21 protein-coding genes are annotated in these 22092 nt (G+C 56.4%); 15 read left to right on the forward strand and 6 right to left on the reverse strand.

Translation table 11 applies throughout. From position 1 onward, the window contains the following. The first annotated feature begins 9 nt into the window (after positions 1–9). The 5 genes from LG198_RS01345 to LG198_RS01365 are packed head-to-tail and all read left to right on the forward strand — an operon-like array spanning position 10 to position 3771. Entirely contained in the window at positions 10–963 is a 954-nt protein-coding gene (locus LG198_RS01345; RefSeq protein WP_407659116.1) for an ankyrin repeat domain-containing protein, read from the forward strand. 44 nt (positions 964–1007) lie between these two features. Then, entirely contained in the window at positions 1008–2615 is a 1608-nt protein-coding gene (locus LG198_RS01350; protein ID WP_230341375.1) for an NAD+ synthase, read from the forward strand. Between the two features lie 45 nt (positions 2616–2660). After that, positions 2661–2999: a P-II family nitrogen regulator gene (locus tag LG198_RS01355; protein ID WP_230341376.1), complete on the forward strand. Its 339-nt coding sequence runs from the start codon at positions 2661–2663 to the stop codon at positions 2997–2999. Positions 3000–3015: 16 nt separating this feature from the next. After that, entirely contained in the window at positions 3016–3360 is a 345-nt protein-coding gene (locus tag LG198_RS01360) for a DMT family protein (protein ID WP_230341377.1), read from the forward strand. A gap of 30 nt (positions 3361–3390) precedes the next feature. Beyond that, positions 3391–3771, forward strand: coding sequence for a VOC family protein (locus tag LG198_RS01365; RefSeq protein WP_230341378.1), 381 nt, complete (start codon positions 3391–3393; stop codon positions 3769–3771). A 64-nt stretch (positions 3772–3835) separates the two neighbouring features. Here LG198_RS01365 and LG198_RS01370 read toward each other — a convergent pair whose 3' ends face one another. From LG198_RS01370 to LG198_RS01395, 6 genes are all read right to left on the reverse strand, one after another. Then, positions 3836–5773 carry a cytochrome c/FTR1 family iron permease gene (locus tag LG198_RS01370; RefSeq protein WP_230341379.1) on the reverse strand — a complete coding sequence of 646 codons (1938 nt, stop codon included), beginning with the start codon at positions 5771–5773 and terminating at the stop codon, positions 3836–3838. Positions 5774–5817: 44 nt separating this feature from the next. Next, on the reverse strand, positions 5818–7575 hold the full coding sequence (locus LG198_RS01375; RefSeq protein WP_230341380.1) for a M61 family metallopeptidase: 1758 nt from the start codon (positions 7573–7575) through the stop codon (positions 5818–5820). A 105-nt stretch (positions 7576–7680) separates the two neighbouring features. Then, entirely contained in the window at positions 7681–8535 is an 855-nt protein-coding gene (locus tag LG198_RS01380; protein ID WP_268866757.1) for a peptidylprolyl isomerase, read from the reverse strand. Positions 8536–8554: 19 nt separating this feature from the next. Continuing rightward, positions 8555–8833 (reverse strand): BolA family protein, encoded by a 279-nt coding sequence (locus LG198_RS01385; RefSeq protein WP_230341382.1) that lies wholly within the window; start codon positions 8831–8833, stop codon positions 8555–8557. 14 nt (positions 8834–8847) lie between these two features. After that, positions 8848–9150, reverse strand: coding sequence for a YciI family protein (locus LG198_RS01390; protein WP_230341383.1), 303 nt, complete (start codon positions 9148–9150; stop codon positions 8848–8850). Continuing rightward, complete coding sequence (locus LG198_RS01395; protein WP_230341384.1) at positions 9150–9689, reverse strand: septation protein A; 540 nt, start codon at positions 9687–9689, stop codon at positions 9150–9152. The genes LG198_RS01390 and LG198_RS01395 overlap by 1 nt, the downstream gene beginning before the upstream one ends. A gap of 113 nt (positions 9690–9802) precedes the next feature. Between LG198_RS01395 and LG198_RS01400 the strand changes: the two genes are divergently transcribed. The 10 genes from LG198_RS01400 to LG198_RS01445 all read left to right on the forward strand — a co-directional run bounded on the left by LG198_RS01400 (position 9803) and on the right by LG198_RS01445 (position 22038). Continuing rightward, positions 9803–10657: a 3',5'-nucleoside bisphosphate phosphatase gene (locus LG198_RS01400; protein WP_230341385.1), complete on the forward strand. Its 855-nt coding sequence runs from the start codon at positions 9803–9805 to the stop codon at positions 10655–10657. A gap of 12 nt (positions 10658–10669) precedes the next feature. Continuing rightward, the gene (locus LG198_RS01405) at positions 10670–11299 is read left to right on the forward strand and encodes an L-threonylcarbamoyladenylate synthase (protein WP_230341386.1); all 630 of its coding nucleotides are present in this window, start codon (positions 10670–10672) and stop codon (positions 11297–11299) included. Further along, positions 11299–11940 (forward strand): site-2 protease family protein, encoded by a 642-nt coding sequence (locus LG198_RS01410; RefSeq protein WP_230342038.1) that lies wholly within the window; start codon positions 11299–11301, stop codon positions 11938–11940. Before LG198_RS01405 ends, LG198_RS01410 begins: the two co-directional genes overlap by 1 nt. A gap of 114 nt (positions 11941–12054) precedes the next feature. Further along, complete coding sequence (locus LG198_RS01415) at positions 12055–12855, forward strand: segregation and condensation protein A (RefSeq protein ID WP_230341387.1); 801 nt, start codon at positions 12055–12057, stop codon at positions 12853–12855. A gap of 7 nt (positions 12856–12862) precedes the next feature. Next, the gene (gene scpB, locus LG198_RS01420) at positions 12863–13417 is read left to right on the forward strand and encodes an SMC-Scp complex subunit ScpB (protein WP_230341388.1); all 555 of its coding nucleotides are present in this window, start codon (positions 12863–12865) and stop codon (positions 13415–13417) included. Between the two features lie 69 nt (positions 13418–13486). Further along, entirely contained in the window at positions 13487–14653 is a 1167-nt protein-coding gene (locus tag LG198_RS01425) for a pseudouridine synthase (RefSeq protein WP_230341389.1), read from the forward strand. Between the two features lie 106 nt (positions 14654–14759). Beyond that, complete coding sequence (gene hsdR / locus LG198_RS01430) at positions 14760–17153, forward strand: EcoAI/FtnUII family type I restriction enzme subunit R (RefSeq protein WP_456085630.1); 2394 nt, start codon at positions 14760–14762, stop codon at positions 17151–17153. A 25-nt stretch (positions 17154–17178) separates the two neighbouring features. After that, the gene (locus LG198_RS01435) at positions 17179–18657 is read left to right on the forward strand and encodes a type I restriction-modification system subunit M (protein ID WP_230341391.1); all 1479 of its coding nucleotides are present in this window, start codon (positions 17179–17181) and stop codon (positions 18655–18657) included. After that, on the forward strand, positions 18654–19694 hold the full coding sequence (locus LG198_RS01440) for a PDDEXK nuclease domain-containing protein (protein WP_230341392.1): 1041 nt from the start codon (positions 18654–18656) through the stop codon (positions 19692–19694). The genes LG198_RS01435 and LG198_RS01440 overlap by 4 nt, the downstream gene beginning before the upstream one ends. Continuing rightward, a complete protein-coding gene (locus LG198_RS01445) occupies positions 19687–22038 on the forward strand; it encodes a restriction endonuclease subunit S (protein ID WP_230341393.1) in 2352 nt (783 codons plus the stop codon). The genes LG198_RS01440 and LG198_RS01445 overlap by 8 nt, the downstream gene beginning before the upstream one ends. Positions 22039–22092: the final 54 nt, after the last annotated feature.

The raw sequence follows: 22092 nt of genomic DNA on the forward strand, positions 1-22092 counted from the left end.
GGAAACATTATGTTGCGTCATTTAACTGCTGTGGTGCTCTGTAGTGCCTTACTGGGTATGGCTGGCATGCCAGCCGTTGCGCAGGACCAGGTGCCTTATCTGCTGACGGTTTCGTCAAAGGGGGACGTGGCAACCGTCAAGTCGCTCCTCAACAGCGGCGTGAACCCCAACACCCGGGATGCAGAGGGTATCACCGCCCTGATGTATGCGGCGCGCAAGGATAAGGCAGATGTGGCGCGGGCCTTGCTGGAGAAGGGTGCCGATATCAACGCCAAGGATGAAGGCGGCTGGACGGCCCTGATGTTTGCAGCCAAGAAGAATTTTGTTGCCACGGCCAAGGTGCTGCTTGAGCATGGCGCCGATGCCAGAGTGCGCGACGAATCCGGTTGGAGCGCGCTCGGCATGGCGGCGACGTCAGGCTATAGCGAAATGGTCGGCCTGCTGGTGCAACATGGCATTGACCCAAGCAGCAAGAGTGATGACGGCAAGAGCATTCTCATGTATGCCGCAAGAAATGGCGATCTTGGCACGATCAATACCCTGTTGACAGAGGGTGCCGATATCGCGGCACGCGATCGTTTCGGCCTGACTGCGCTGATGTATGCTGCGCGTGAGGGCAATACCGAGGCAACAGGGTTATTGCTCGATAAAGGTGCCAAGGTGGATGACCAGGACAAGACAAAATGGACGGCGCTGGCCTGGGCGGTGAAGAAATCCCAAACCAATGTTGCCAAGCTGTTGCTTGACAGGGGGGCCAATGTCAATCACAAGGATTCCGAGGGCACGCCTATCCTGCAATACGCGGTGAGCGATGGCAATGTTGAACTGGTCAAGTTGCTGCTCACCAGTGGGGCGGATGTCAAGGTGCGGGATCAATATGGTCTGACCGCCCTGGTGTATGCCTTGAAAGGCAAGAAGCCTGAAATTGTGCAGCTGATCAAGGATGCGGGTGGCAGCTATTAAGCGCAGCAGCTTTTCATTTGTACCTACTGAGTGGCAAGCCTGAAATGAAGATTGCGATTGCTCAAATCAATGCCACGGCAGGTGATCTTGCAGGTAACTGTGCCAAGATCATCGACTATGCCAGGCGTGCCGAGGCTGCGGGGGCCAGCTTGCTGCTTTGCCCGGAACTGGTGTTGTCCGGTTATTCGCCTGAGGATCTTTTGCTGCGCAATGATTTCAACCTGTCCTGTGAGCGTGCACTGCAAGCATTGGCGCTTGCGCTTCCTCCGCAGCTAACCGTAGTGGTTGGCCATCCGCGCAAACATCTTGGCAATTGTTATAACGCAGCCTCGGTAATTGAAGGGGGCAAGGTCTCTCATACCTACCACAAGGAACTGTTGCCCAATGACAGCGTATTTGATGAAGTGCGCTATTTCAGTGAGGGCAGCGAAGCCCTGGTCATTGAGCACCAGGGACACAAACTGGGTATTGTGATCTGCGCCGATGTCTGGGGGCCGGAGCCGGCGCGGCGCGCGCGCGATGCCGGGGCAAAGTTGCTGTTAGTGCTGAATGCCTCGCCTTATCATATCGACAAACAGAAAGAGCGTTACGAGGTTGTGCGCGACCGCATCAAGGAAACCGGCTTGCCTGTTATCTATGCCAACCTGGTGGGTGGGCAGGATGAATTGGTGTTTGATGGTGCTTCCTTCGTCATGAATGATGAGGGCGCATTGACCCAGCAGTTGCCGTCTTTTGCAGAGGCATTAGGCATTGTGACTTTCAGCAATGGCGCTCCCGAGCCCGCTCAAATCAGCCTGGTGCCTGAATTGGAACCCGCGGTTTACCAGGCGTTGAGCCTGGGCTTGCGGGATTATGTGTTGAAGAATAATTTTCCTGGCGTGCTGCTGGGCCTGTCCGGCGGAATCGATTCTGCCCTGACGCTTGCCGTTGCCGTGGATGCGCTTGGCGCAGACAGGGTGCAGGCAGTGATGATGCCTTCAGAGTTTACTGCACCCATCAGCCTGGATGATGCCCGTACCATGGCGGCCAATCTCAATATTCGCTATAGCGAAATGGAGATAGACACATTATTTGAAGCGTTTTGCGCTACATTAGCCCCTGCGTTTGCAGGCAAGCCATTCGACACTGCCGAGGAAAACCTGCAGGCACGCATTCGCGGCACGCTGTTGATGGCGCTTTCCAACAAGTTTGGCGGTATTGTGCTGACGACCGGTAACAAGAGTGAGATTGCGGTTGGATATTCCACCTTGTATGGTGATATGGCGGGTGGTTTTTCCCTGCTCAAGGATGTGTCCAAGACGCTGGTTTATCAACTTGCCAATTACCGCAATACGATCAGCCGGGTGATTCCCGAGCGCATCATCCTGCGTCCGCCATCAGCAGAATTGCGCCACGGGCAGACCGATCAGGACAGCCTGCCAGACTATGCCGTGCTGGATGCAATCATGGAGGCGTACGTCGAGCATGATTATGGCTGGGAAGAAATTATTGGTCTGGGATACCGCGAGCAGGATGTCATACGGGTCACCAGGCTGATTGACAGAAATGAGTACAAGCGGCGCCAGGCACCCGTGGGCGTAAGGGTGACCCAGCGCGGTTTTGGCAAGGATAGGCGCTATCCATTGACCAATAAGTATGTGTTCAATGAATAGCAAGTGCACTTCAAGACGGAAAGTAAACAGGAGAAGGATCAAGTTATGAAAAAAATCGAGGCTGTCATCAAACCATTCAAGCTCGATGAAGTGCGTGAAGCGCTTTCCGAGATCGGCGCCAACGGCTTGACTGTGACCGAGGTCAAGGGATTTGGCCGGCAGAAAGGCCATACCGAGCTTTATCGCGGTGCGGAATATGTGGTGGACTTCCTGCCCAAGATCAAGGTCGAACTCGTGGTGACTGACGATATTGTCGATACCGCGGTAGAGTCCATTATCAAGGCTGCCCGCACTGGCAAGATCGGCGATGGCAAGATTTTTGTGACGCCAGTGGAACAGATCATCCGTATCCGTACCGGCGAGACTGACGAAGCGGCAATCTAGCCGCTGAGCCTGCCATATGCCGGTGGTGTTGAAGACAGTGTTGCTGCTGAGCGTTTCCAATGTCTTCATGACATTTGCCTGGTATGCCCACCTGAAGAACCTTAACGACAAGCCCTGGTATATCGCAGCTTTATTAAGCTGGGGCATTGCGCTAGTGGAGTATCTTTTTCAGGTGCCTGCCAACCGCATTGGCTATACGGCTTTATCTTTGCCGCAGCTCAAAATATTGCAGGAAGTGATTTCGCTGACGGTGTTCCTGCCGTTTGCGATATTTTATATGCAGCAGCCAGTCAAGCTCGACTTTCTCTGGGCCGGATTATGCTTGGTGGGTGCTGTCTATTTCATGTTCCGTACGATTTAAACCGGAATGGTTGCTTGACAGGAGGCTAATATGATCAAGGTCAACCGGATGCTGCACACTGGCATCATCGTTGCTGATATCCAGCGTTCACGCGCTTTTTACGAAGGCCTGCTTGGTTTTGTGCCTAGCGACAAACGTCCTCCCCTGAGTTTTGAAGGGGTTTGGTACGACATTGGCGCCAATCAATTGCACCTGATGGTAGTGCCCAACCCATATTCTGACGCGGTGCTTCCCGAACATGGCGGTCGTGATTACCATGTGGCGTTTTCCGTCGATGACGTGATGGAAATCAAGCAGGCGTTTGATGCGGCCGGCGTGGAATACACCATGAGCATGTCTGGCCGCGCCGCCTTGTTCTGCCGTGACCCGGATGGGAATGCGCTGGAATTCTCTGCGGTCAAGATGGATTAGGGATCAAGTAAACCGACAAGTAAACAGAAAAGCCTGGCACTGCCAGGCTTTTCGTTTGCGAGTGCTAGCGTTTTTCTTGTTCCCTGCTTAGCAACATGCCAGCCAGGATAAGGGCAATCACAATGCCTTGCGCAGTCAGCGTCTGGATGGTTGGGTGTATGCCCAGCAAAGGCGCGCTGATGAAATGGACGCGCTCCGCCGTAATCACGCCGGCCTCTTGCAGCGCGGCAATGCCATTGCCCGCAAAGATAACGGCCAGCAGCGCCAGCAAACCTGCGGTAGTGGCAAAGAACTTGCCTAATGGCAACCGGACGCTGTACTTGAGGATGGCCCAGGACAGAATAGCCAGCAGTACCGCTGCAGCCACAATGCCTGCAACCACGGCTCCCTGGCCTTCAGGTCCCGCTTGCGCCCAGAGCGCCTGGTAGAACAGGATGACTTCAAACAGTTCGCGGTAAACCGCGAGGAATGAAACGCCGGCAATGGCCCACCAGGTACGCTTGTTTAGGGCTGCCGTTACATGGCTGCTGATGAATTGCTGCCAGGCGTGGGCGTGCGATTTGCTGTGCAGCCAGTAGCCCACGTAAAGCAGCATGGCTGCGGCAACCAATGCGGTGATGCCTTCGGTCATTTCGCGGCCTGCGCCGGAGATGGTGAGCAGGTAGCTCGCCACAAACCAGGTGACACCGCCCAGCACTACGGCAAAAATCCAGCCCAGGTGGAAATAGGGCAGGGCATCGCGCCTGCCGGTCTTGCTGATAAAGGCGCTTAACGCTGCGAGAATCAGGATGGCTTCCAGGCCTTCGCGCAGCAGGATCAGGAGTGAGCTGACAAACGCAGTAGCGCCGGTAAGACTGCCTGCGCCAAGCTTCTCATCGGCCTCGTCCAGCAGGTCATTGATCTTGGCGATCTGTGCCGTGATTTCGTCTGTGCTGGCGTTCTTGGCAATTGCGCTGCGCAGGTCCATCATTTCGCGCTCAACTTCCAGGCGCAACGCCTTGTCTACATTGTTGAGGCTGTTTTCCACTAGTTCAAAGCCTTCAAGATAGGCGCTGATCGCATGCTGGCGCGCGCTGGCATAGTCGCCTTCGCGGTAGGATTCCAGCGTGGCGGTAAGCTTGCTGCGTGAAATATTGAGCGGATTGCCTGCCAAGGCCTGTAATGCAGAAGGCTGTGCAGCGAGATAAGTTTGCACATCGGCAAGGCCTGCTGTTTCCAGTTCGGCAGGCGCCTGCATGACCAGTTGCTTTAGATTGCCAAGTTCTGCCTTGCCCCGGCCCTGTTGCCATAATTGCTCGCCGGCGGTTTTCTGCTCTCCGGTGGCACGCAGGGTGCTGACGTAAAAAGCCAGGCTCCAGCGGTCGGTTTCGGGCAGTTGCGCATAGGACTGCATAGGAGTGCCATTCACGCCCAGCGTGATGGTGTTGTAAAGGCCATAGATGCTGCGCATGCGCATGCGGTCCTGGTCGTGGAAGTTGCTGGGTTCAGGTTCCAGCCCTTTTGCCAGCGGGCCGTCGCCATGGCCAGTGGCGCCGTGGCAGGCGGCGCAGGTTTCGCCGAAAAGCTGGGCGCCGCGGTTGAGGTCGGGGATGTCCTTGGGCGCCACGGTGATCTTGTATGCCTGGATGACAGCGAGGCGCAGGCTGTTGGCGGTCGCGGATACGGCTTCGCCTGCTGCCTTGGCCAATATCTGTTGCCGCAGTTTCTCCGCCTGTTTTAAAAGTTCTGCTTGCTGGTCAACGGCGGGCAGTTCCGCAATCAGGCTGGCTGACTGGGTGGCAAACTCAAGCTGTTCCTCATACTCCTCGGGGTTGAGCACCTCGCCATTCTGCACAAATTCGGGATAGTCCACGCTGACATAGTCCAGCATGTGCACGGCGGTCTGGGCTTTTTCCTCGTCTGTAACGGCGAAGGCAGGGGTGAAACCAGCCAGCCATATGAGGCTGCCCAGCGCAATTGCGCGTACGGGCGTGAGCAGGCGGGACAGGGAAGTTGGCGTCATGGGTGTCAGAACCTTGTGCGGTGCAATTGCGATTGTCTATTTTATCAATTTGCGGCCAGCCAGTCCTGCCGCAATGCATCTTGTTCCGGCTTGCGCCTGGCGCTGGTAGTCAGCGCATAGCTTGCAAGGTCGTGGTCACGCGGCTGGATTTCGGCTGTCATGAGCTCATCGCGCCGGAAGAAATGCAAGGCCATGGTCTTGCGTCCGCGCTTTAGCTGCTGCTTCAGGCTCTTGGCACTGGCCTTGAGGCTATCATGGGCAACAATCACGTCTCCCGCGGCCAGGCCTGCCTGCTCAGCGGCGCTGCCATTGAAAACATGGGCGATGCGGGTTTCGTCATTCGCGAGTTGCAAGCCCAGCCATTGACGCACCAGGTCGGCATCGCCTGTCGCTGAGGGCGCAAGGTCAATACCAAAACTAGACAGCAGTTTTTTCAAGGGAGGATCATCGCTGCCTTGCACGCAATCGCGGAAGAGGTTCGCAAGCCTTTCTCCGCAAACCTCCTTGATTAGGGCTTGCATGCTGCCTTCATCAACCAGTTGTCCATGATCGCTGTAGCGTTGCCATAATGCATGCATGACTTCATCCAGCGAGCGGCCCTTGAGACGCAGGCTCAAATCCATTGCCAATGCAACCAATGAGCCCTTGAGGTAGTAGCTGATCTGGCTATTGGGTGTGTTTTCATCCGGCTTGTAGAGCTTGATCCAGGCATCGAAGCTGGATTCTTCCAGTGCCTGCACCTGCCGGCCCGGAGTGCGCAGGAAGCGGTTGATATCCTTGCTCAATGCAGCTAGATATTCCTGTTCGTTCATGAGGCCGCAACGCACCAGGGCAAGGGTGTCGTAATACGCGGTGAAGCCCTCGAAAACCCAGAGCAGACGGGTATAAGCCTCGCGGCTCAAGTCCGGGCTGGCAAAGGCGCTGGGGCGGATGCGCTTGACGTGCCAAGCGTGGAAATATTCATGGCTGCACAGGCCGAGGAAGTCCTGGTATTGCTGCTTATCGTGTTTTTCATGCTTGACCGGCAGCCAGCTGCGCGGGCAGATCAGGCTGGTGGAGTCGCTATGCTCCAGGCCGCCGTACTGGTTGTCTGCCGCGGCATAAAGCAGGAAGTCGTAACGCTGGAACGGGGCTGTGCCGAAAAAGCGGATATGGTGTTCGCATAGAGTCTTGAGGTCGCGGCTTATAGCCTTGACGTCGGCGTTATGACTGCCGGAAATCACCAGCCGGTGCGGCACGCCCATGGCCTTGAATTCTGCAATCGCCAGCGTGCCGATTTCTACAGGATAGTCTATCAGTGCCTGATAGTTTTCTGCCTCATATAAGCTAAAACCATGTTTGCCGGTCTTGCGTGCCGGCAGGGTAGTGGCGATCTGCCAGTCGGCGTAGGCCTTGCCTGGATGGTGGATTTCCACGCTGCAAGCGGCATGCTCTTGCCCTGCCACTTGCAGGAACAGGCTGCTGCCGTTGAAATAGGCACGGGTATGGTCCAGATAGGCGGTACGCACCGAGAGGTCATAGGCATAGACCTGGTAGCGGATGGCCAGCGGCCCTTTGCAAGGGGCGGCCTGCCAGCTGCTTTTATCAAGCTTTTGCAGCGTTACCGGCTTGCCATTGGCGCTGGCACTGATACTGACGATATGGCGCGCAAAATCCCGCACGAGATAGCTGCCGGGCAGCCAGGCGGGAAGCGATACATGCTGGCCTTCGTTCGCTGGGTTGGCAATATGGCATTCCAGCTCGAACACATGGGTTTGCGGCGCATTGAAACGCACGTCATAGTGGATGTGGTGTGGCTTCATCGGCAAGTATCTTCAATCAGGTGTTAACGGCAACAGTAACGCGGATGGCGATGGCGCATGAAAAAAAGCCCGCCGCAGGACGGGCTTTTTCCTCAAGCCAGTATCTTATTTACCAGCGGCGGCTGTACCGGCAGGCGCCTCGATCTTGGCCTTGCTGCGCAACTCGGTCAGGAGCTTTTCCAGGTTGCGTTGCTGCAATTGCTTTTGCAGGCCTTCCTTGACGTCGTCATAGGATGGCGGCTGGGTGTTGCGGGTGTCTTCTAGTTTGATGACGTGCCAGCCGAACTGGGTTTGCACGGGGGCTGTGGTGTATTTGCCCTTTTGCAGCTTGCTCACGGCATCGCTGAACGGCTTGACCATGCCAGCGGGGGCAAACCAGCCCAGGTCGCCGCCTTTTTCCTGTGAGCCTGGATCCTTGGATTTTTCCTTGGCGAGCTTGGCAAAGTCGCCGCCCTTGCCGAGCTGGGCAATGATGTCCTTGGCTTCAGCTTCTGTCGGCACCAGGATGTGGCGGGCGTTGTATTCCTTGTCGCCCAGTTCCTGCTTGTATTTCTCGTAGGCCAGCTTGGTGTCGGCCTCGCTGACGGGATGTTTCTTGATGTAGTCCTGCAGGAAGGAATTGACCAGCAGTTCGCGGCGGGTCAGCTCTTCCTTGGCGATGTAGTCAGGTTGCTTGTCCAGGCCGGTGCGCTGGGCTTCCTGGTAGATCAGCTCGCTGCCGATCAGCTTGTTGATGATGACATTCTTGACGTTGTCATCCACGGTCTGGCCACGCGAGGATGCTTCTTTTGCGATGTAATCGTAAAGGGATTGCTTGATGGGCTTGCCGTTGACTGTGGCAACGCCGCCATTTGCGCCAGCAGCGAAAGCTGGTTGCAGAACACCGAAGGCGACCGTGGCAATCAGGGCGCTGGTAGTGAGTTTCATGAGAATTCCTTGGCTGGTTAAAATTGATGTCATAAAAACATGCGCTAACGTATCAGGCAATTGTGACAGGACGTGGTTCATCCGTGGCAAAAGCCTGAATGCTCAGCGCATGTATCCTCCCCGGGATAAGGTCGCCCAATGCCGCATAAACCTGGCGGTGACGCATGATGTGAGACTTGCCGCAAAATGTTGCGCTGGTGATGGCCAGAAAAAAATGGCCACCGCCATTATTGCCCGCATGGCCCCGGTGCAAGGCGCTGTCATCGCGGATATCCAGCTGGGCTGGCTCCAATACCGAGAGTCTGTTGCGGATTTCTTCTATCAGGGTCATGCGGTTTTCAACAGTCAAGCTGGCAATGTTTTGCGAAAAGGTTTGACTGTGACAGCAGAATAGACGCCTGCGTTCACGAAAGGGTCATCATTGGCCCAGGCTTGTGCGGCTTCCAAACTCGTAAACTCCGCTACGATCAGGCTGCCAGTGAACCCTGCCGGGCCCGGGTCGGTACTGTCGATGGCGGGAAACGGGCCTGCCAGCAACAGCCGGCCTTCCTCCTGCAGTGCCTGCAAGCGTGCAAGATGAGGCGGCCGCGCTGCCAGGCGTTTTTCCAGGCTGTTGGGATGATCTTCGGCAATGATGGCGTACCACATTATTGTTTATCCTGTTCGGCAATGTGCTTGTTGAGCAACAGGGTCTGGCCGATCACAAAAATAAACATCAGGCCCATGGTGCCGAACAGCTTGAAGTCAACCCAAAGGTCGGTGGAATAGTTGAACGCGACATAAAGATTGAGAAAGCCAAGCAACAGGAAGAAGATAGCCCAGGCCAGGTTGAGACGGCCCCAGATCGGCTCTGGCAGGGAAATCTGTTTTTCCATGAAACTGCGAATTAGGTTGCGCTTGAACAGCCACGGGCTGACGAGCAGGCCGATGGTAAACAGCCAGTAGAGGATGGTGGGTTTCCATTTGATGAAGCTTTCGTCATGCAGCCAGAGCGTTGCGCCGCCGAACAGCACGATAATGACGCCACTCATGATCAGGGCGCCATCCACCTTGCCCTTGGTGACCTTGGCCCAGACGATCTGGCCTATGGTGGCGACAATGGCGGCGGCGGTAGCCTCGTAGATGCCGAAAAACTTGTAAACGATGAAAAACAGGATGACCGGGAATAAGTCGTAAAGAAACTTCATGTTGATGTCCGCAGACCGCGCGCTTTGGTTGCGCCGGGGGTTAGGTTTTAGTTGATACGGTATTTTGCTATGATTCGGCAAGACTAACAAGCCGTTCTTCTTCCTTACCCTTTATGCCTTCCCTTATTGATCTGCATAGTCACTCCACGGTTTCCGATGGATTGCTGGCACCAGAAGCCCTGGTGCAGCATGCGGCCGCGCATGGCGTCAAGATGCTGGCGCTGACCGACCATGATGACACGGCCGGCCTGGCAGCCGCAACCAGGGTGGCGGCAGAGCATGGCATGCAGTTTATCAATGGTGTGGAAATTTCCGTTACCTGGCGCAGGCGTACCATCCATGTGGTGGGGCTGAGGGTGGATACGGACTATGAGCCCCTGCGCAGCGGGCTTGAAAAAATCCGCGCGGGACGCCATGTACGCGCTGAAGGCATCGCGGCAAGCCTGGAAAAATTCGGCATCGAAGGCAGCCTGGAAGGCGCCTATGCCCATGCCAAGCAGGGCATCATCAGCAGGGCGCATTTTGCGCGCTATCTCATGGAAAAGGGCTACGCCTCGAATATCAAGAGTATATTCAAGCGTTACCTGGTCAAGGGCAAGCCCGGTTATTTCGAACATGAATGGGCCACGCTCGAGGAAGTGGTTGCCTGGATCAATGGCAGCGGCGGTGTGGCGGTGCTCGCGCATCCCGGCCGCTACGATATCGGGCGCAGCAATATGCTGTTGCTGCTGGAAGAGTTCCGCAACCTGGGTGGTGCCGCCATCGAAGTAGTGACCGGTAGCCATACGGTAGAGCAGTTCCAGGAATATGCGCGGCTTGCGCATATGTTCGGGCTGAAATCTTCCATGGGATCGGATTACCATGGCCCGGGCCATGGTTATATGGAAATGGGGCGACTGCCCGACTTGCCACGTGGCTGTACGCCAGTGTGGCAAGACTGGCCGGAAGTCCGCTTACTTAACAGTTAAGGTAGAGTCAATTTGGCGCAATATTTTGTTATTCATCCTGAAAACCCGCAGACACGCCTGATTAATCAGGCGGCGGCTATTTTGCGTAATGGCGGCGTGATCGCGTATCCAACCGATTCCAGCTATGCATTGGGCTGCATGTTGGGCAACAAGGACGCACAGGACCGCATTCGTGCCATTCGCGGCGTGGATGACGACCACCATTTCACCCTGGTATGCCGCAATCTCGCGGAACTGGCAACTTATGCCCAGGTGGATAACAGCCAGTTCCGCCTGCTGAAGGCCAATACGCCGGGCCAATACACCTTCATCCTCAAGGCGACGCGCGAGGTGCCGCGCCGTTTGCAGCATCCCAAGCGCAGTACTGTCGGGCTGCGTGTACCCCTGCATGCAGTAACCTTGGCATTGCTGGAAGAACTCAATGAGCCCATGCTCAGCATGACCCTGCAACTGCCTGGTGATGAAGCGCCTCTGAACGAGGCGTGGGAAATCCGCGACCGGTTGGAGCACCAACTGGACTTGGTCATTGATGCTGGCGCTTGCTCGATTGAGCCGACGACAGTAATCGACCTCACAGGGGACACGCCTAGCCTGATCAGGCTAGGCGCGGGCGATCCCGCTCCGTTCGGATTGGAGGCATGATGGAACTGACGCTGATCCAGAAAATTGCCATCTACGCCTTGCCGGTGATTTTCGCCATTACCGTGCATGAGGCAGCGCACGGCTACATTGCCCGCTATTTCGGCGATACCACGGCGGAAAGCTTGGGCCGCATCACGCTCAACCCGATCAAGCACATTGACCCGATAGGCACCATCCTGGTCCCGGCCCTGCTGGTGCTGTCCGGCACCGGGTTCCTGTTCGGTTGGGCCAAGCCGGTGCCGGTGGATTATGCGCGCTTGCGCAATCCCAAGCAGGACATGCGCTGGGTGGCGGCCGCAGGGCCTGCCTCCAATTTCCTCATGGCGATCTTCTGGGCGATGGTTTATAAATTTTCCACCACGCTATCGGGTGATTTTGCCATGCCACTCAGCCTGATGGGGCAGGCGGGCATCCTCGTCAACGTGGTGTTGATGGTGCTCAACCTGCTGCCATTGCCGCCATTGGATGGCGGCCGGATAGCCGTCAGCTTGATGCCCAACCAGATGGCGTACAAATTTGCCCAGGTCGAGCGTTATGGCTTTATCATTCTGCTGGTACTGATGTTCACCGGCGTCTTGTCCAAGATTATTATGCCGTTCATCATGCTGCTGCTGGCGATGTTTGCCGGCATTTTCAGCTGACTTCACTTTAATATCTGGTTTTACTGGGGATATGGCTATGAAAATGCAGGTTGTCAATCGTGTGCGGACTCAATCTCTCGTGGCGATAGTGCGCCTGCATTCCGTTCTCTAACCATGTCCACCCAGCTTGCATTCGATGTCCGCATCTATGGTGAACAGCTGGATACCATCCCGCAGGATCTCTATATTCCGCCCGATGCGCTGGAAGTGTACCTGGAAGCTTTTGAAGGCCCGCTGGACCTGTTGCTTTACCTCATCCGCAAGCACAATCTCGATATCCTCGATATTCCCATGGCGCAGCTGACCAGCCAGTACATGGTGTATGTGGAGAAAATGCGCGAAAGCAGGCTGGAGCTGGCTGCCGACTATTTGCTCATGTCGGCCATGCTGATCGAGATCAAGTCCCGCATGTTGCTGCCCAAGCCTGAGGCCATGGAGCAGGAGGAAGACCCGCGTGCAGAGCTGGTCAGGCGCCTGATGGAGTACGAGGCGATCAAGCTCGCGGCAGAGCGGCTGGACACCTTGCCGCAAGCAGGGCGGGAAATCCAGGTGGCGCGGGCGTATTACGAGCATATTGCCGAGACGAGCTGGCCCGAGGTCAGCTTTGATGAATTGATGGCGGCCTGGCAATCCGTGCTCAAGCGCGCGAGCCATTTTCAGCATCACAAGGTGGGGCGTGCCGAGCTTTCCGTGCGCGAACATATGAGCCTGGTGCTGCGCAGGTTGCAACAGGAGTCGCTCGTGGAGTTTACCGGCCTGTTCGATGTGATAAATGAAGGCCTGCCCAAGCTGGTGGTGTATTTTCTTGCCATTCTTGAACTGGCGCGCGAGGGCCTGGTACGCATCACCCAGCAGGAACCGTTCAGCCCGATTTACCTGCAGGCGGCGGATGCGCCGCTGCTGGCAGCAAGCTGAGTTTGCCATGAGCGAGATGCAAAACATCGATGAAATAAAGCAGGTGCTCGAAGCCGTATTGCTCACGGCAGGCGAGCCCTTGTCATTGGACATGCTGCTGCGGCCATTTGACGGGCGCATGGAACGCGCCACCTTGCGCATGCTGCTCGACGAACTGCGCCAGGAGTGGCAGGGCCGCAGTATGGAGCTGGTGCAGGTGGCCAGCGGTTGGCGCTTCCAGGCCCGCGCCGACCTAGCCCCCTTCATTGCGCGACTCACTCCTGAGCGGCCCGCGCGTTATTCGCGCGCGGCGCTGGAAACGCTGGCGATCATCGCCTACCGCCAGCCGGTGACGCGGGGCGATATTGAAGAAATACGCGGCGTCGCGGTCAATCCCAACATCATGCGTCAGTTCATCGAGCGCAACTGGATAGATGTCGTGGGCCAGCGGGACGTGCCGGGCCGGCCTTCGCTCTATGCCACCACCAAGACTTTCCTCGACGACCTGGGCCTGCGCTCCCTGTCCGAGCTGCCGCCCATCCAGCATTTCACTCAGCAGGAAATCCCACTCGATATTGGATAATCTGAACTAGCGCGGCGGAACAGGGGCGCTCTGGCTTATAATACGCGCAATATCCTCAAGGTTTACTTCATGGCACGCCCATTCAAGCAACAGCAAAATCCACGTAATCCCCGTCCCAGCAAGGTTGTGGCGGTCGATCCCAATGCCGTGCCTCAGCGGCTGCACAAGCTGCTGGCGCTGGCAGGGCTGGGGTCACGCCGCGAGATGGAAACGCTGATTGCCGGCGGGCGCATCACGATCAATGGCAAGACCGCCGCAGTGGGGGCAAGCGTCGTGCCCAGCGACGTGGTCAGGCTGGATAGCCGTCCCCTGAACCTGCCGTTTGAGCCTGAGTTGCCGCAAGTCTTGCTGTATCACAAACCCGAAGGCGAAATTGTGAGCCAGGACGACCCGGAAAAACGCGCGTCCGTGTTCGACAAGCTGCCGCGCATCCGCAACGGCAAATGGATTGCCATAGGCCGCCTGGACATGAACACTTCTGGCCTGCTGATTTTTACTACCTCGGGCGAACTTGCCAACCGCTTCATGCATCCGCGCTATGAAGTGGAGCGCGAGTATGCCGTGCGCATTTTCGGCGAGCTGACCGAAGGTGAGATGGCGCAACTGACCTATGGCATCGAGTTGGACGATGGCCCGGCCAACTTCGATAGCATACGCCCGCAAGGCGGCGAGGGCGCCAACCACTGGTACGAAGTCATCCTGCGCGAAGGCCGCAACCGCGAAGTGCGCCGCCTGTTCGAGGCATTCCAGAAACCCGTAAGCCGCCTGATCCGCGTGCGTTTCGGCCCGGTCAACCTGCCGCCGCGCCTCAAGCGCGGGCAGATGCTGCATCTGGATCCCAAGGAAGTGACCGGACTGATGGAGTGGGCGGAGCTGGAGCTGCCCAAAGGGCCGCTGCGCCAACTAAGTCCACGCGAAAAGGAAAAGTTGGGCCAAGTCTTTACTCCCAAAGCCCACAGATCACGCTTTGATGTAGAAGCGACGCTGGAAAGCCGCGGGCCACGTCGAGTGACCAAGACACGGGAGGAAAACGTCAGGCAGGAATTAGGCCGGCAATCTCAAGGGCGTCCATCAGGGCGTAACGTCAACAGCAGGCAAGGTATAGAGGTGGAGTCTGGTGATGCGCGACGCTCCAAACGACAGCCTGCCAAGCCAGTAGCACGCAAACCGGCAAATCGCCGTATCCGCCAGGCTGAAGATATACCAGTACCCAGCAAAACGCGCCGTAAAAAATAAGCAGTAGCAATTCTAATTTTTATAGAACTCATGATTTTGGTCCCGATAGTAATTACTGGGAATCTATTGCATAGTGTGAGTTGGGATTGGTAACTGTGATATTCAAATCATGAACAAGAAAAATCTCTCTGAAAGAGATATTTGCACCAAGTTCATCACGCCGGCTCTGGAAAAATCCGGATGGGATGTTCTTACCCAAGTACGAGAAGAGTTCCAGCTAACCAAGGGGCGCATCATCGTGCGCGGCAAACTGCACATACGTGGTCAGCACAAGCGCGCCGACTATGTGCTGTTCCACAAGCCCAACCTGCCCATTGCTGTCATCGAAGCAAAGGACAACAAGCATGCCATCGGTTCGGGCATGCAACAGGCCCTCGGCTATGCCGAAATGCTGCAAGTGCCTTTCGTATTCAGCAGCAATGGAGATGGCTTCCTGTTCCACAACAAGATCGCCAAGGACGGTGTTATCGAGCGCGAACTGAGCCTGGATGAGTTCCCCAGTGCCGATACGCTGTGGCAATGGTGGGCAGAGCATCAAGGGCTGAGCACGCAGCAACAGGCCTTGGTAGCCCAAGACTACTACAGCGATGGCAGCAACAAGACGCCTCGCTACTACCAGTTGCTCGCCATCAACAAGACCATCGAGGCGATTGCCAAAGGGCAAAAGCGCATTCTGCTGGTGATGGCCACAGGCACAGGCAAGACCTATACCGCCTTCCAGATCATCTGGCGGTTGTGGAAGTCGCGTGCCAAGAAACGCATCCTGTTCCTGGCGGACCGCAACATCCTGGTCGATCAGACCATGACCAACGACTTCAAGCCGTTCGGCGCAGCGATGACCAAGATCCAGAAGCGGCAGGCCAACAAGTCGTATGAGATCTACCTGTCGCTTTACCAGGCCGTCACCGGTAACGAAGAAGAACGGAACATCTACAAGCAGTTCAGTCCGGAATTCTTCGATCTGATCGTGATCGACGAATGCCACCGAGGCAGCGCCGCCGAAGATTCGGCCTGGCGCGAGATCCTGACGTATTTCCATTCCGCCACACAGATTGGCCTGACCGCTACGCCCAAGGAAACTAAGGACGTTTCTAACATAGACTACTTCGGCGAGCCCATCTACACCTACTCGCTACGCCAGGGCATCGACGATGGCTTTCTCGCGCCCTACAAGGTGGTGCGCATTGACCTGGACAAAGACCTGGCCGGCTGGCGTCCCGACAAGGGCATGCTCGACAAGCACGGCAACGAGATCGAAGACCGCATCTACAATCAGCGTGATTTTGACAAGACGCTGGTACTGGAACAGCGCACGCACGTGGTGGCGCGCAAGATCAGTGAATACCTGAAAGCCAGCAACCGCTTCGACAAGACCATCGTCTTCTGCGACAACATCGACCATGCCGAACGCATGCGCCAGGCGCTGGTCAACGAAAACGCCGACCTGGTGGCGCAGAACCACCGCTATGTCGTGCGCATCACCGGCGACAACGAAGAAGGCAAGATGGAGTTGGACAACTTCATCTTCCCGGAAAGCAAATACCCCGTCATCGCGACCACTTCCAAGCTGATGACCACGGGCGTCGATGCCCAGACCTGCAAGCTCATCGTGCTGGATCAACGTATCCAGTCCATGACCGAATTCAAGCAGATCATCGGTCGCGGAACGCGCATCAACGAGGACTTCGACAAGTACTGGTTCACCATCCTCGACTTCAAGAAAGCGACCGAACTGTTCGCCGATCCGGCTTTCGACGGCGATCCCGTGCAGATCTATGAGCCAGGCCCAGGCGAGCCACCGCTTCCTCCAGATGAAGAAGATGGGGAGGCGTCGCCTGACGATGAATTCACCTATCCCACGCCGGACGACAACCCCACGTCCCCCGGCGGCGTAGCCGAACCGCTGCCAGGTGAGGAAGGCAGCAATGTACGCCGTTACGTTGTCGCCAACGTCGAGGTCAAGGTGGTGGCCGAGCGGGTGCAGTACTTCGACGCCAACGGCAAACTGATCACCGAGTCCCTGAAGGACTACACCCGCAACACCCTGGCCAAGGAGTTCGCATCGCTCGACGATTTCCTGCGCCATTGGAGCAAGGCCGAGAAGAAGCAGGCCATCATCGACGAGCTGGCCCATCAAGGCATCTTCTTCGAGGCTTTGGCCGACGAGGTGGACAAGCAAGCCGGCAAGGATTTCGACCCTTTCGATCTGCTGTGCCACGTGGCCTGGGATCAACCCCCGCTCACGCGCAAGGAGCGGGCCGAACAGGTCAAGAAGCGCCATTACTTCGCCAAGTACGGCGCGCAGGCGCAGAAGGTGCTCGAAGCCCTGCTCGACAAGTATGCCGACGAAGGCGTGGCCGCCATCGAGGAAACGCAAATCCTCGCCATCGCCCCCTTCAACCGCATGGGCACACCGATCGAACTGGTGCGTGCCTTTGGCGGCAAGACCCAATACCAACAGGCCGTTGGCGAGCTCGAGCGTGAGCTCTACCGCGCCTGACCAGAACTAGACCCAGGAAGTATTCATGTCACTTGCAACTCTTATCAAAGCCATCCAGGACATCATGCGCAAGGATGTCGGCGTCGATGGCGATGCCCAGCGCATCAGCCAGATCTGCTGGCTGTTGTTCCTGAAGATCTTCGACGACAAGGAACAGGAGTGGGAACTCACCCAGTCCAGCTACCGTTCGCCGCTGCAAAGCTGCTTTCGCTGGAGCAACTGGGCCAAGGATCCGGAAGGCATGACCGGCGAAGAGCTGATCGACTTCGTCAACAACGACCTCTTTCCTGCCTTGAAACAGCTTGCCACCAAGGCGGGCGTGTCCGCGCAAGGCTGGGTGATCGGCTCGGTGTTCGAGGATGCCTACAACTACATGAAGTCCGGCACGCTGCTGCGCCAGGTGATCAACACCATCGAAGAGGACGTGGATTTCAACTCGTCCAGCGACCGGCACTTGTTCAACGACATCTACGAGAAAATCCTCGCCGACCTGCAGTCGGCCGGCAACGCGGGCGAGTACTACACGCCACGCGCGGTCACGCAGTTCATGGTCGATATCCTCGACCCGAAACTCGGCGAGAGCATTCTCGACCCGGCCTGCGGCACGGGCGGCTTCCTGACCTGCGCCATCGAACACCTCAGGAAGCAGGTCAAGACGCCAGATGACAACCGGCTGTTGCAAGAGAACATCCACGGTGTCGAGAAGAAGCCTCTGCCGCACATGCTGGCTTTGACCAACACGATGCTGCACGGCATCGACGTGCCTACCCGTATCCGCCACGACAACACGCTCTCTCGCCCCTTCAAGGACTATGGCCCACGCGATCGGGTGGACATCATCCTCACCAACCCACCGTTCGGCGGCATGGAAGAGGATGGCATCGAGAAGAACTTCCTCGCCAAGCACCAGACCCGCGAGACCGCCGACCTGTTCATGGCGTTGATCATGCACCTGCTCAGGCACGATACCGGGCGCGCCGCCGTGGTGCTGCCAGATGGCTTCCTGTTCGGCGAGGGGGTGAAAACCACGCTCAAGCGCGAACTGCTGGAAGAGTTCAACCTGCACACCATCGTGCGTCTGCCCAAAGGCGTGTTCGCCCCTTACACCAGCATCGCCACCAACATCCTGTTCTTCGAAAAGGGCGGCCCCACCAAGGACGTATGGTTCTTCGAGCACCCCTACCCGGCAGGCTACAAGAGCTATTCCCGTTCCAAGCCGTTGACCATTGAGGAATTCGATCTTGAGAAAACCTGGTGGGGCGGCCCGCAACGCAAGGGGCGCAAGACCACCGAGCATGCCTGGAAGGTCTCTGCCAAGGATCTGGCTGCTCGCAACTACAACCTGGACTGCAAGAACCCGCACGAGGTGGCTGTCGAACTGGGTGACCCGGACGAACTGATGGCGGAGTACCAGGACATCACCCGCCAGTTGCAGGCCGCTCAGCAAGCGCTGAAAACCGAACTGCTGGCCGCGCTCAAGGCCACCAGCGGGGGAGCGGAATGAGCGACAAGCCGATATCCCTCGTTCCAGCCCCGGAAGGCTACGCCAACTGGTTGGGCGAGCTGAAGAACCGCATCCATGGTGCCCAGCAACGGGCCGCGCTGGCCGTCAACCGCGAACTGGTGCTGCTCTACTGGCAGATCGGCCGTGACATCCTGCAACGGCAGGCCGAGCAGGGCTGGGGGGCCAAGGTCATCGAGCGGCTGGCGCACGACCTCAGGACAGCCTTTCCCGAGATGAAGGGCTTTTCCCGCGCCAACCTGATGTACATGCGCTCCTTCGCCGACGCCTGGCCGGACGCGGCAATTGTCCAACAGGCTGTTGGACAATTGCCCTGGGGCCACAACCTGGTGTTGCTGGCCAAGCTGAAGCAACCAGAACAACGCCTGGCCTATGCTCAGCGCGCCGTGGGACACGGCTGGTCTCGCGCCACACTGGAAATCCATATCGAATCCCGCCTGCTGGAGCGGGAAGGCCAGGCGATCACCAACTTCGCCGACCGCCTCCCCGCGCCGGGAACCGATCTGGCCCGGCAATCCCTCAAGGATCCCTACCTGTTCGACTTCCTGGATGTTGGCCAGGAAGCCAACGAGCGGGAAATCGAGTCAGCGCTGGTCAAGCACATCACCCAGTTCCTGCTGGAACTGGGTGCGGGCTTCGCCTTCGTCGGCCGCCAGATCCATCTGGAAGTGGGTGGTGACGACTTCTATATCGACCTGTTGTTCTACCACCTCAAGCTGCGCTGCTACGTGATCATCGAGCTGAAAGCCGAGAAGTTCAAACCAGAACACCTCGGCCAGTTGAGCTTCTACCTCACCGCTGTCGATATGCAGGTCAAGGCCGAACAGGACAACCCCACCATCGGCCTGTTGCTGTGCAAGAGCAAGAACACCGTGGTGGCCGAATACGCGTTGCGCGACAAGACCCAGCCCATCGGCGTGGCGGAATACCAATTGATCGAATCCCTGCCTGAAGAACTGCAAACCAGCCTGCCCAGCATCGAACAGATCGAGCGCGAACTGGGAGGCGGGCATGAATAAGCACACCGCCGAACTACTGGAAAAGTACTTCGATACCGCCTTTACCGCCCCCGATGGCATTAAAAAACTCCGCGAGCTGATCTTGACGCTGGCCATGCAGGGCAAGCTAGTTCCGCAAGATCCGAACGACCAACCCGCCAGCGAGCTGCTGCAAGAGATTGAAGCCGAGAAACAGCGACTGGTGCAAGAAGATCAGATCAAGAAACCCAAGCCCCTGCTGCCGGTGGCGGAAGAAGAAAAGCCGTATGTGTTGCCGCAAGGGTGGGAATGGGTGCGATTGCGCGATATTTGTCATGATTGGGGTCAAAGAGTTCCTAACAGTCGTTTCACATATATAGATGTTAGTGCGATTGACAATAAATTCGGCAGGATCACTGAAGCACAAATAATTGCCGCCTCTGATGCACCTTCCCGAGCAAGAAAGATAGTTCAGCCAGGGGATGTTATTTATTCGACAGTACGCCCGTACTTGTTGAACGTTGCCATTATTGAACGTGAATATGAGCCTGAGCCCATTGCAAGTACTGCATTCGCAGTTCTGCATTCTTATAATGGAGTGCTCAATAGGTTTGTCTTTCGTTACCTGCGCTCGCCAATTTTTATCGGCTATGTTGAGCGGACTCAAAAGGGTGTTGCATACCCAGCAATAAATGATGGTGACTTCTTCTCGGGACTATTCCCTCTGCCGCCGTCAGACGAGCAACATCGGATCATCGCCAAAATCGACGAACTGATGGCGCGTTGCGATGAACTGGAGAAACTGCGTACTGCACAGCAGGGAGCGCGCCTGACCGTTCATGCAGCAGCCATCAAGCAACTGCTGAACATCGCCAAACCCGACCAGCACCAGCGCGCCCAAGCCTTCCTAGCCAAACACTTCGGCGAGCTCTACACCGTCAAGGAAAACGTCGCCGAACTGCGCAAGGCCATCCTGCAACTGGCGGTGATGGGAAAACTCGTCCCACAAAACCCGGACGACCAGCCCGCCAGTAAACTGTTAAAGGAAATAAATGCTGTAAAGAGAACGCTTGAAGAAAAAGAAGGACTACGCACCTCAGCGGCGCCCTTTGTTAGTCAATCGGAAGAGCTTTACGGAAAGCCTGAAGGATGGTCATATTGCAGACTCGGCAATATCGGGAAATTTATCGACTATCGGGGAAAAACTCCGACGAAGGTCGAGACCGGAGTTCCTCTAATCACAGCTAAGAATGTGCGATTCGGCTATATAAATCGAGAACCAAAAGAATACGTCACTTCCGAAGAATATATTCGATGGATGACCAGAGGATTTCCGAGAGTTGGGGACATGCTGTTTACAACAGAAGCTCCACTCGGAAATATCGCAATAATTGATATTGAAGAAAAATTTGCACTTGCCCAGCGAGTAATTTGCTTCCAGCTTCACATGCCTGGGATTGCCGCATGGCTTAAAAACTTCATGATGTCGGATTCGTTTCAAGAAAGGCTTCTGTTAGAAGCAACAGGCATGACTGCGACCGGAATTAAAGCGTCGAAGCTTAAGGAAATGCCTGTTCCTATTCCCCCACTAGAAGAGCAATATCGCATCGTCGCCAAAGTGGACCAACTGGTGGCATTGTGCGACTCACTAGATCAACAGATTGATGCCGCAACCGGCAAGCAGGCCGAATTACTAAGCACTCTGATTAACGCCCAATCACATGGTGAAACCGAGAAAGAACTCCGGCCAGCATCGCTTTCAAAATTCCAAGTCATTGATCTGGCTGCCTACCGTGCCGCCATTGGCTGCTATGCGATCAACAAACTCGCTAACGCCCAATACTTCGGCCGAACCGCTGCCGCGAAGGTGATGTACCTGGCGCAAGCGCATATTGGCCTGGAGCTGGGTCTGAAACCCGAACGTGAAGCTGCCGGGCCGCTGGATACCTGGATTTATGATTTCGAGCGGCAAGGTCAAGGCAAGAGCTGGTTCGAGGTCAATGAAAAGACCTTGGCCAACGGCAGGAAAAAGACGGAGTACCGCTGCTTGTCAGGCTTGTCGGAGCCTGCGGCGAACGCAGAAACCCTGATGACGCCCGACCAGAAGACTGAATTTGACCGTCTAATCTACGCCTTGGCAGACAAGAAGACCGAAGAAGTCGAGATCATCGCCACACTTTTCGCAGTCTGGAACGATTTTCTGATCGATGGTGTTCAACCGACAGAGGTGCAGATTATCTCCGATGTTCGCGAAAATTGGCATTTCAGTAAAGCGAGGTTTAAATCAGAAGAGCTTAATCAATGGCTCGAATGGTTGCGTATGCACCAGTTTGTACCTCAAGGCAGGTTGCCAAGAACCATACAGCAAGGGCAGATCGCTTTCTGATTGGTTAAACTGCCCGCGTTAGCGCATTCCTGTTTGATTACAGAATCTTATGCT

Source organism: Methylobacillus arboreus (genome assembly GCF_020532725.1).
Classification (GTDB): domain Bacteria; phylum Pseudomonadota; class Gammaproteobacteria; order Burkholderiales; family Methylophilaceae; genus Methylobacillus; species Methylobacillus arboreus.

Excerpts from the sequence above, each read along its gene's own strand:
- LG198_RS01345 (WP_407659116.1), top strand. The coding sequence starts at position 10 with ATGTTGCGTCATTTAACTGCTGTGGTGCTCTGTAGTGCCTTACTGGGT.
- LG198_RS01350 (WP_230341375.1), top strand. The coding sequence starts at position 1,008 with ATGAAGATTGCGATTGCTCAAATCAATGCCACGGCAGGTGATCTTGCA.
- LG198_RS01355 (WP_230341376.1), top strand. The coding sequence starts at position 2,661 with ATGAAAAAAATCGAGGCTGTCATCAAACCATTCAAGCTCGATGAAGTG.
- LG198_RS01360 (WP_230341377.1), top strand. The coding sequence starts at position 3,016 with ATGCCGGTGGTGTTGAAGACAGTGTTGCTGCTGAGCGTTTCCAATGTC.
- LG198_RS01365 (WP_230341378.1), top strand. The coding sequence starts at position 3,391 with ATGATCAAGGTCAACCGGATGCTGCACACTGGCATCATCGTTGCTGAT.
- LG198_RS01370 (WP_230341379.1), bottom strand. The coding sequence starts at position 5,773 with ATGACGCCAACTTCCCTGTCCCGCCTGCTCACGCCCGTACGCGCAATT.
- LG198_RS01375 (WP_230341380.1), bottom strand. The coding sequence starts at position 7,575 with ATGAAGCCACACCACATCCACTATGACGTGCGTTTCAATGCGCCGCAA.
- LG198_RS01380 (WP_268866757.1), bottom strand. The coding sequence starts at position 8,535 with ATGACATCAATTTTAACCAGCCAAGGAATTCTCATGAAACTCACTACC.
- LG198_RS01385 (WP_230341382.1), bottom strand. The coding sequence starts at position 8,833 with ATGACCCTGATAGAAGAAATCCGCAACAGACTCTCGGTATTGGAGCCA.
- LG198_RS01390 (WP_230341383.1), bottom strand. The coding sequence starts at position 9,150 with ATGTGGTACGCCATCATTGCCGAAGATCATCCCAACAGCCTGGAAAAA.
- LG198_RS01395 (WP_230341384.1), bottom strand. The coding sequence starts at position 9,689 with ATGAAGTTTCTTTACGACTTATTCCCGGTCATCCTGTTTTTCATCGTT.
- LG198_RS01400 (WP_230341385.1), top strand. The coding sequence starts at position 9,803 with ATGCCTTCCCTTATTGATCTGCATAGTCACTCCACGGTTTCCGATGGA.
- LG198_RS01410 (WP_230342038.1), top strand. The coding sequence starts at position 11,299 with ATGGAACTGACGCTGATCCAGAAAATTGCCATCTACGCCTTGCCGGTG.
- LG198_RS01415 (WP_230341387.1), top strand. The coding sequence starts at position 12,055 with ATGTCCACCCAGCTTGCATTCGATGTCCGCATCTATGGTGAACAGCTG.
- scpB (WP_230341388.1), top strand. The coding sequence starts at position 12,863 with ATGAGCGAGATGCAAAACATCGATGAAATAAAGCAGGTGCTCGAAGCC.
- LG198_RS01425 (WP_230341389.1), top strand. The coding sequence starts at position 13,487 with ATGGCACGCCCATTCAAGCAACAGCAAAATCCACGTAATCCCCGTCCC.
- LG198_RS01435 (WP_230341391.1), top strand. The coding sequence starts at position 17,179 with ATGTCACTTGCAACTCTTATCAAAGCCATCCAGGACATCATGCGCAAG.
- LG198_RS01440 (WP_230341392.1), top strand. The coding sequence starts at position 18,654 with ATGAGCGACAAGCCGATATCCCTCGTTCCAGCCCCGGAAGGCTACGCC.
- LG198_RS01445 (WP_230341393.1), top strand. The coding sequence starts at position 19,687 with ATGAATAAGCACACCGCCGAACTACTGGAAAAGTACTTCGATACCGCC.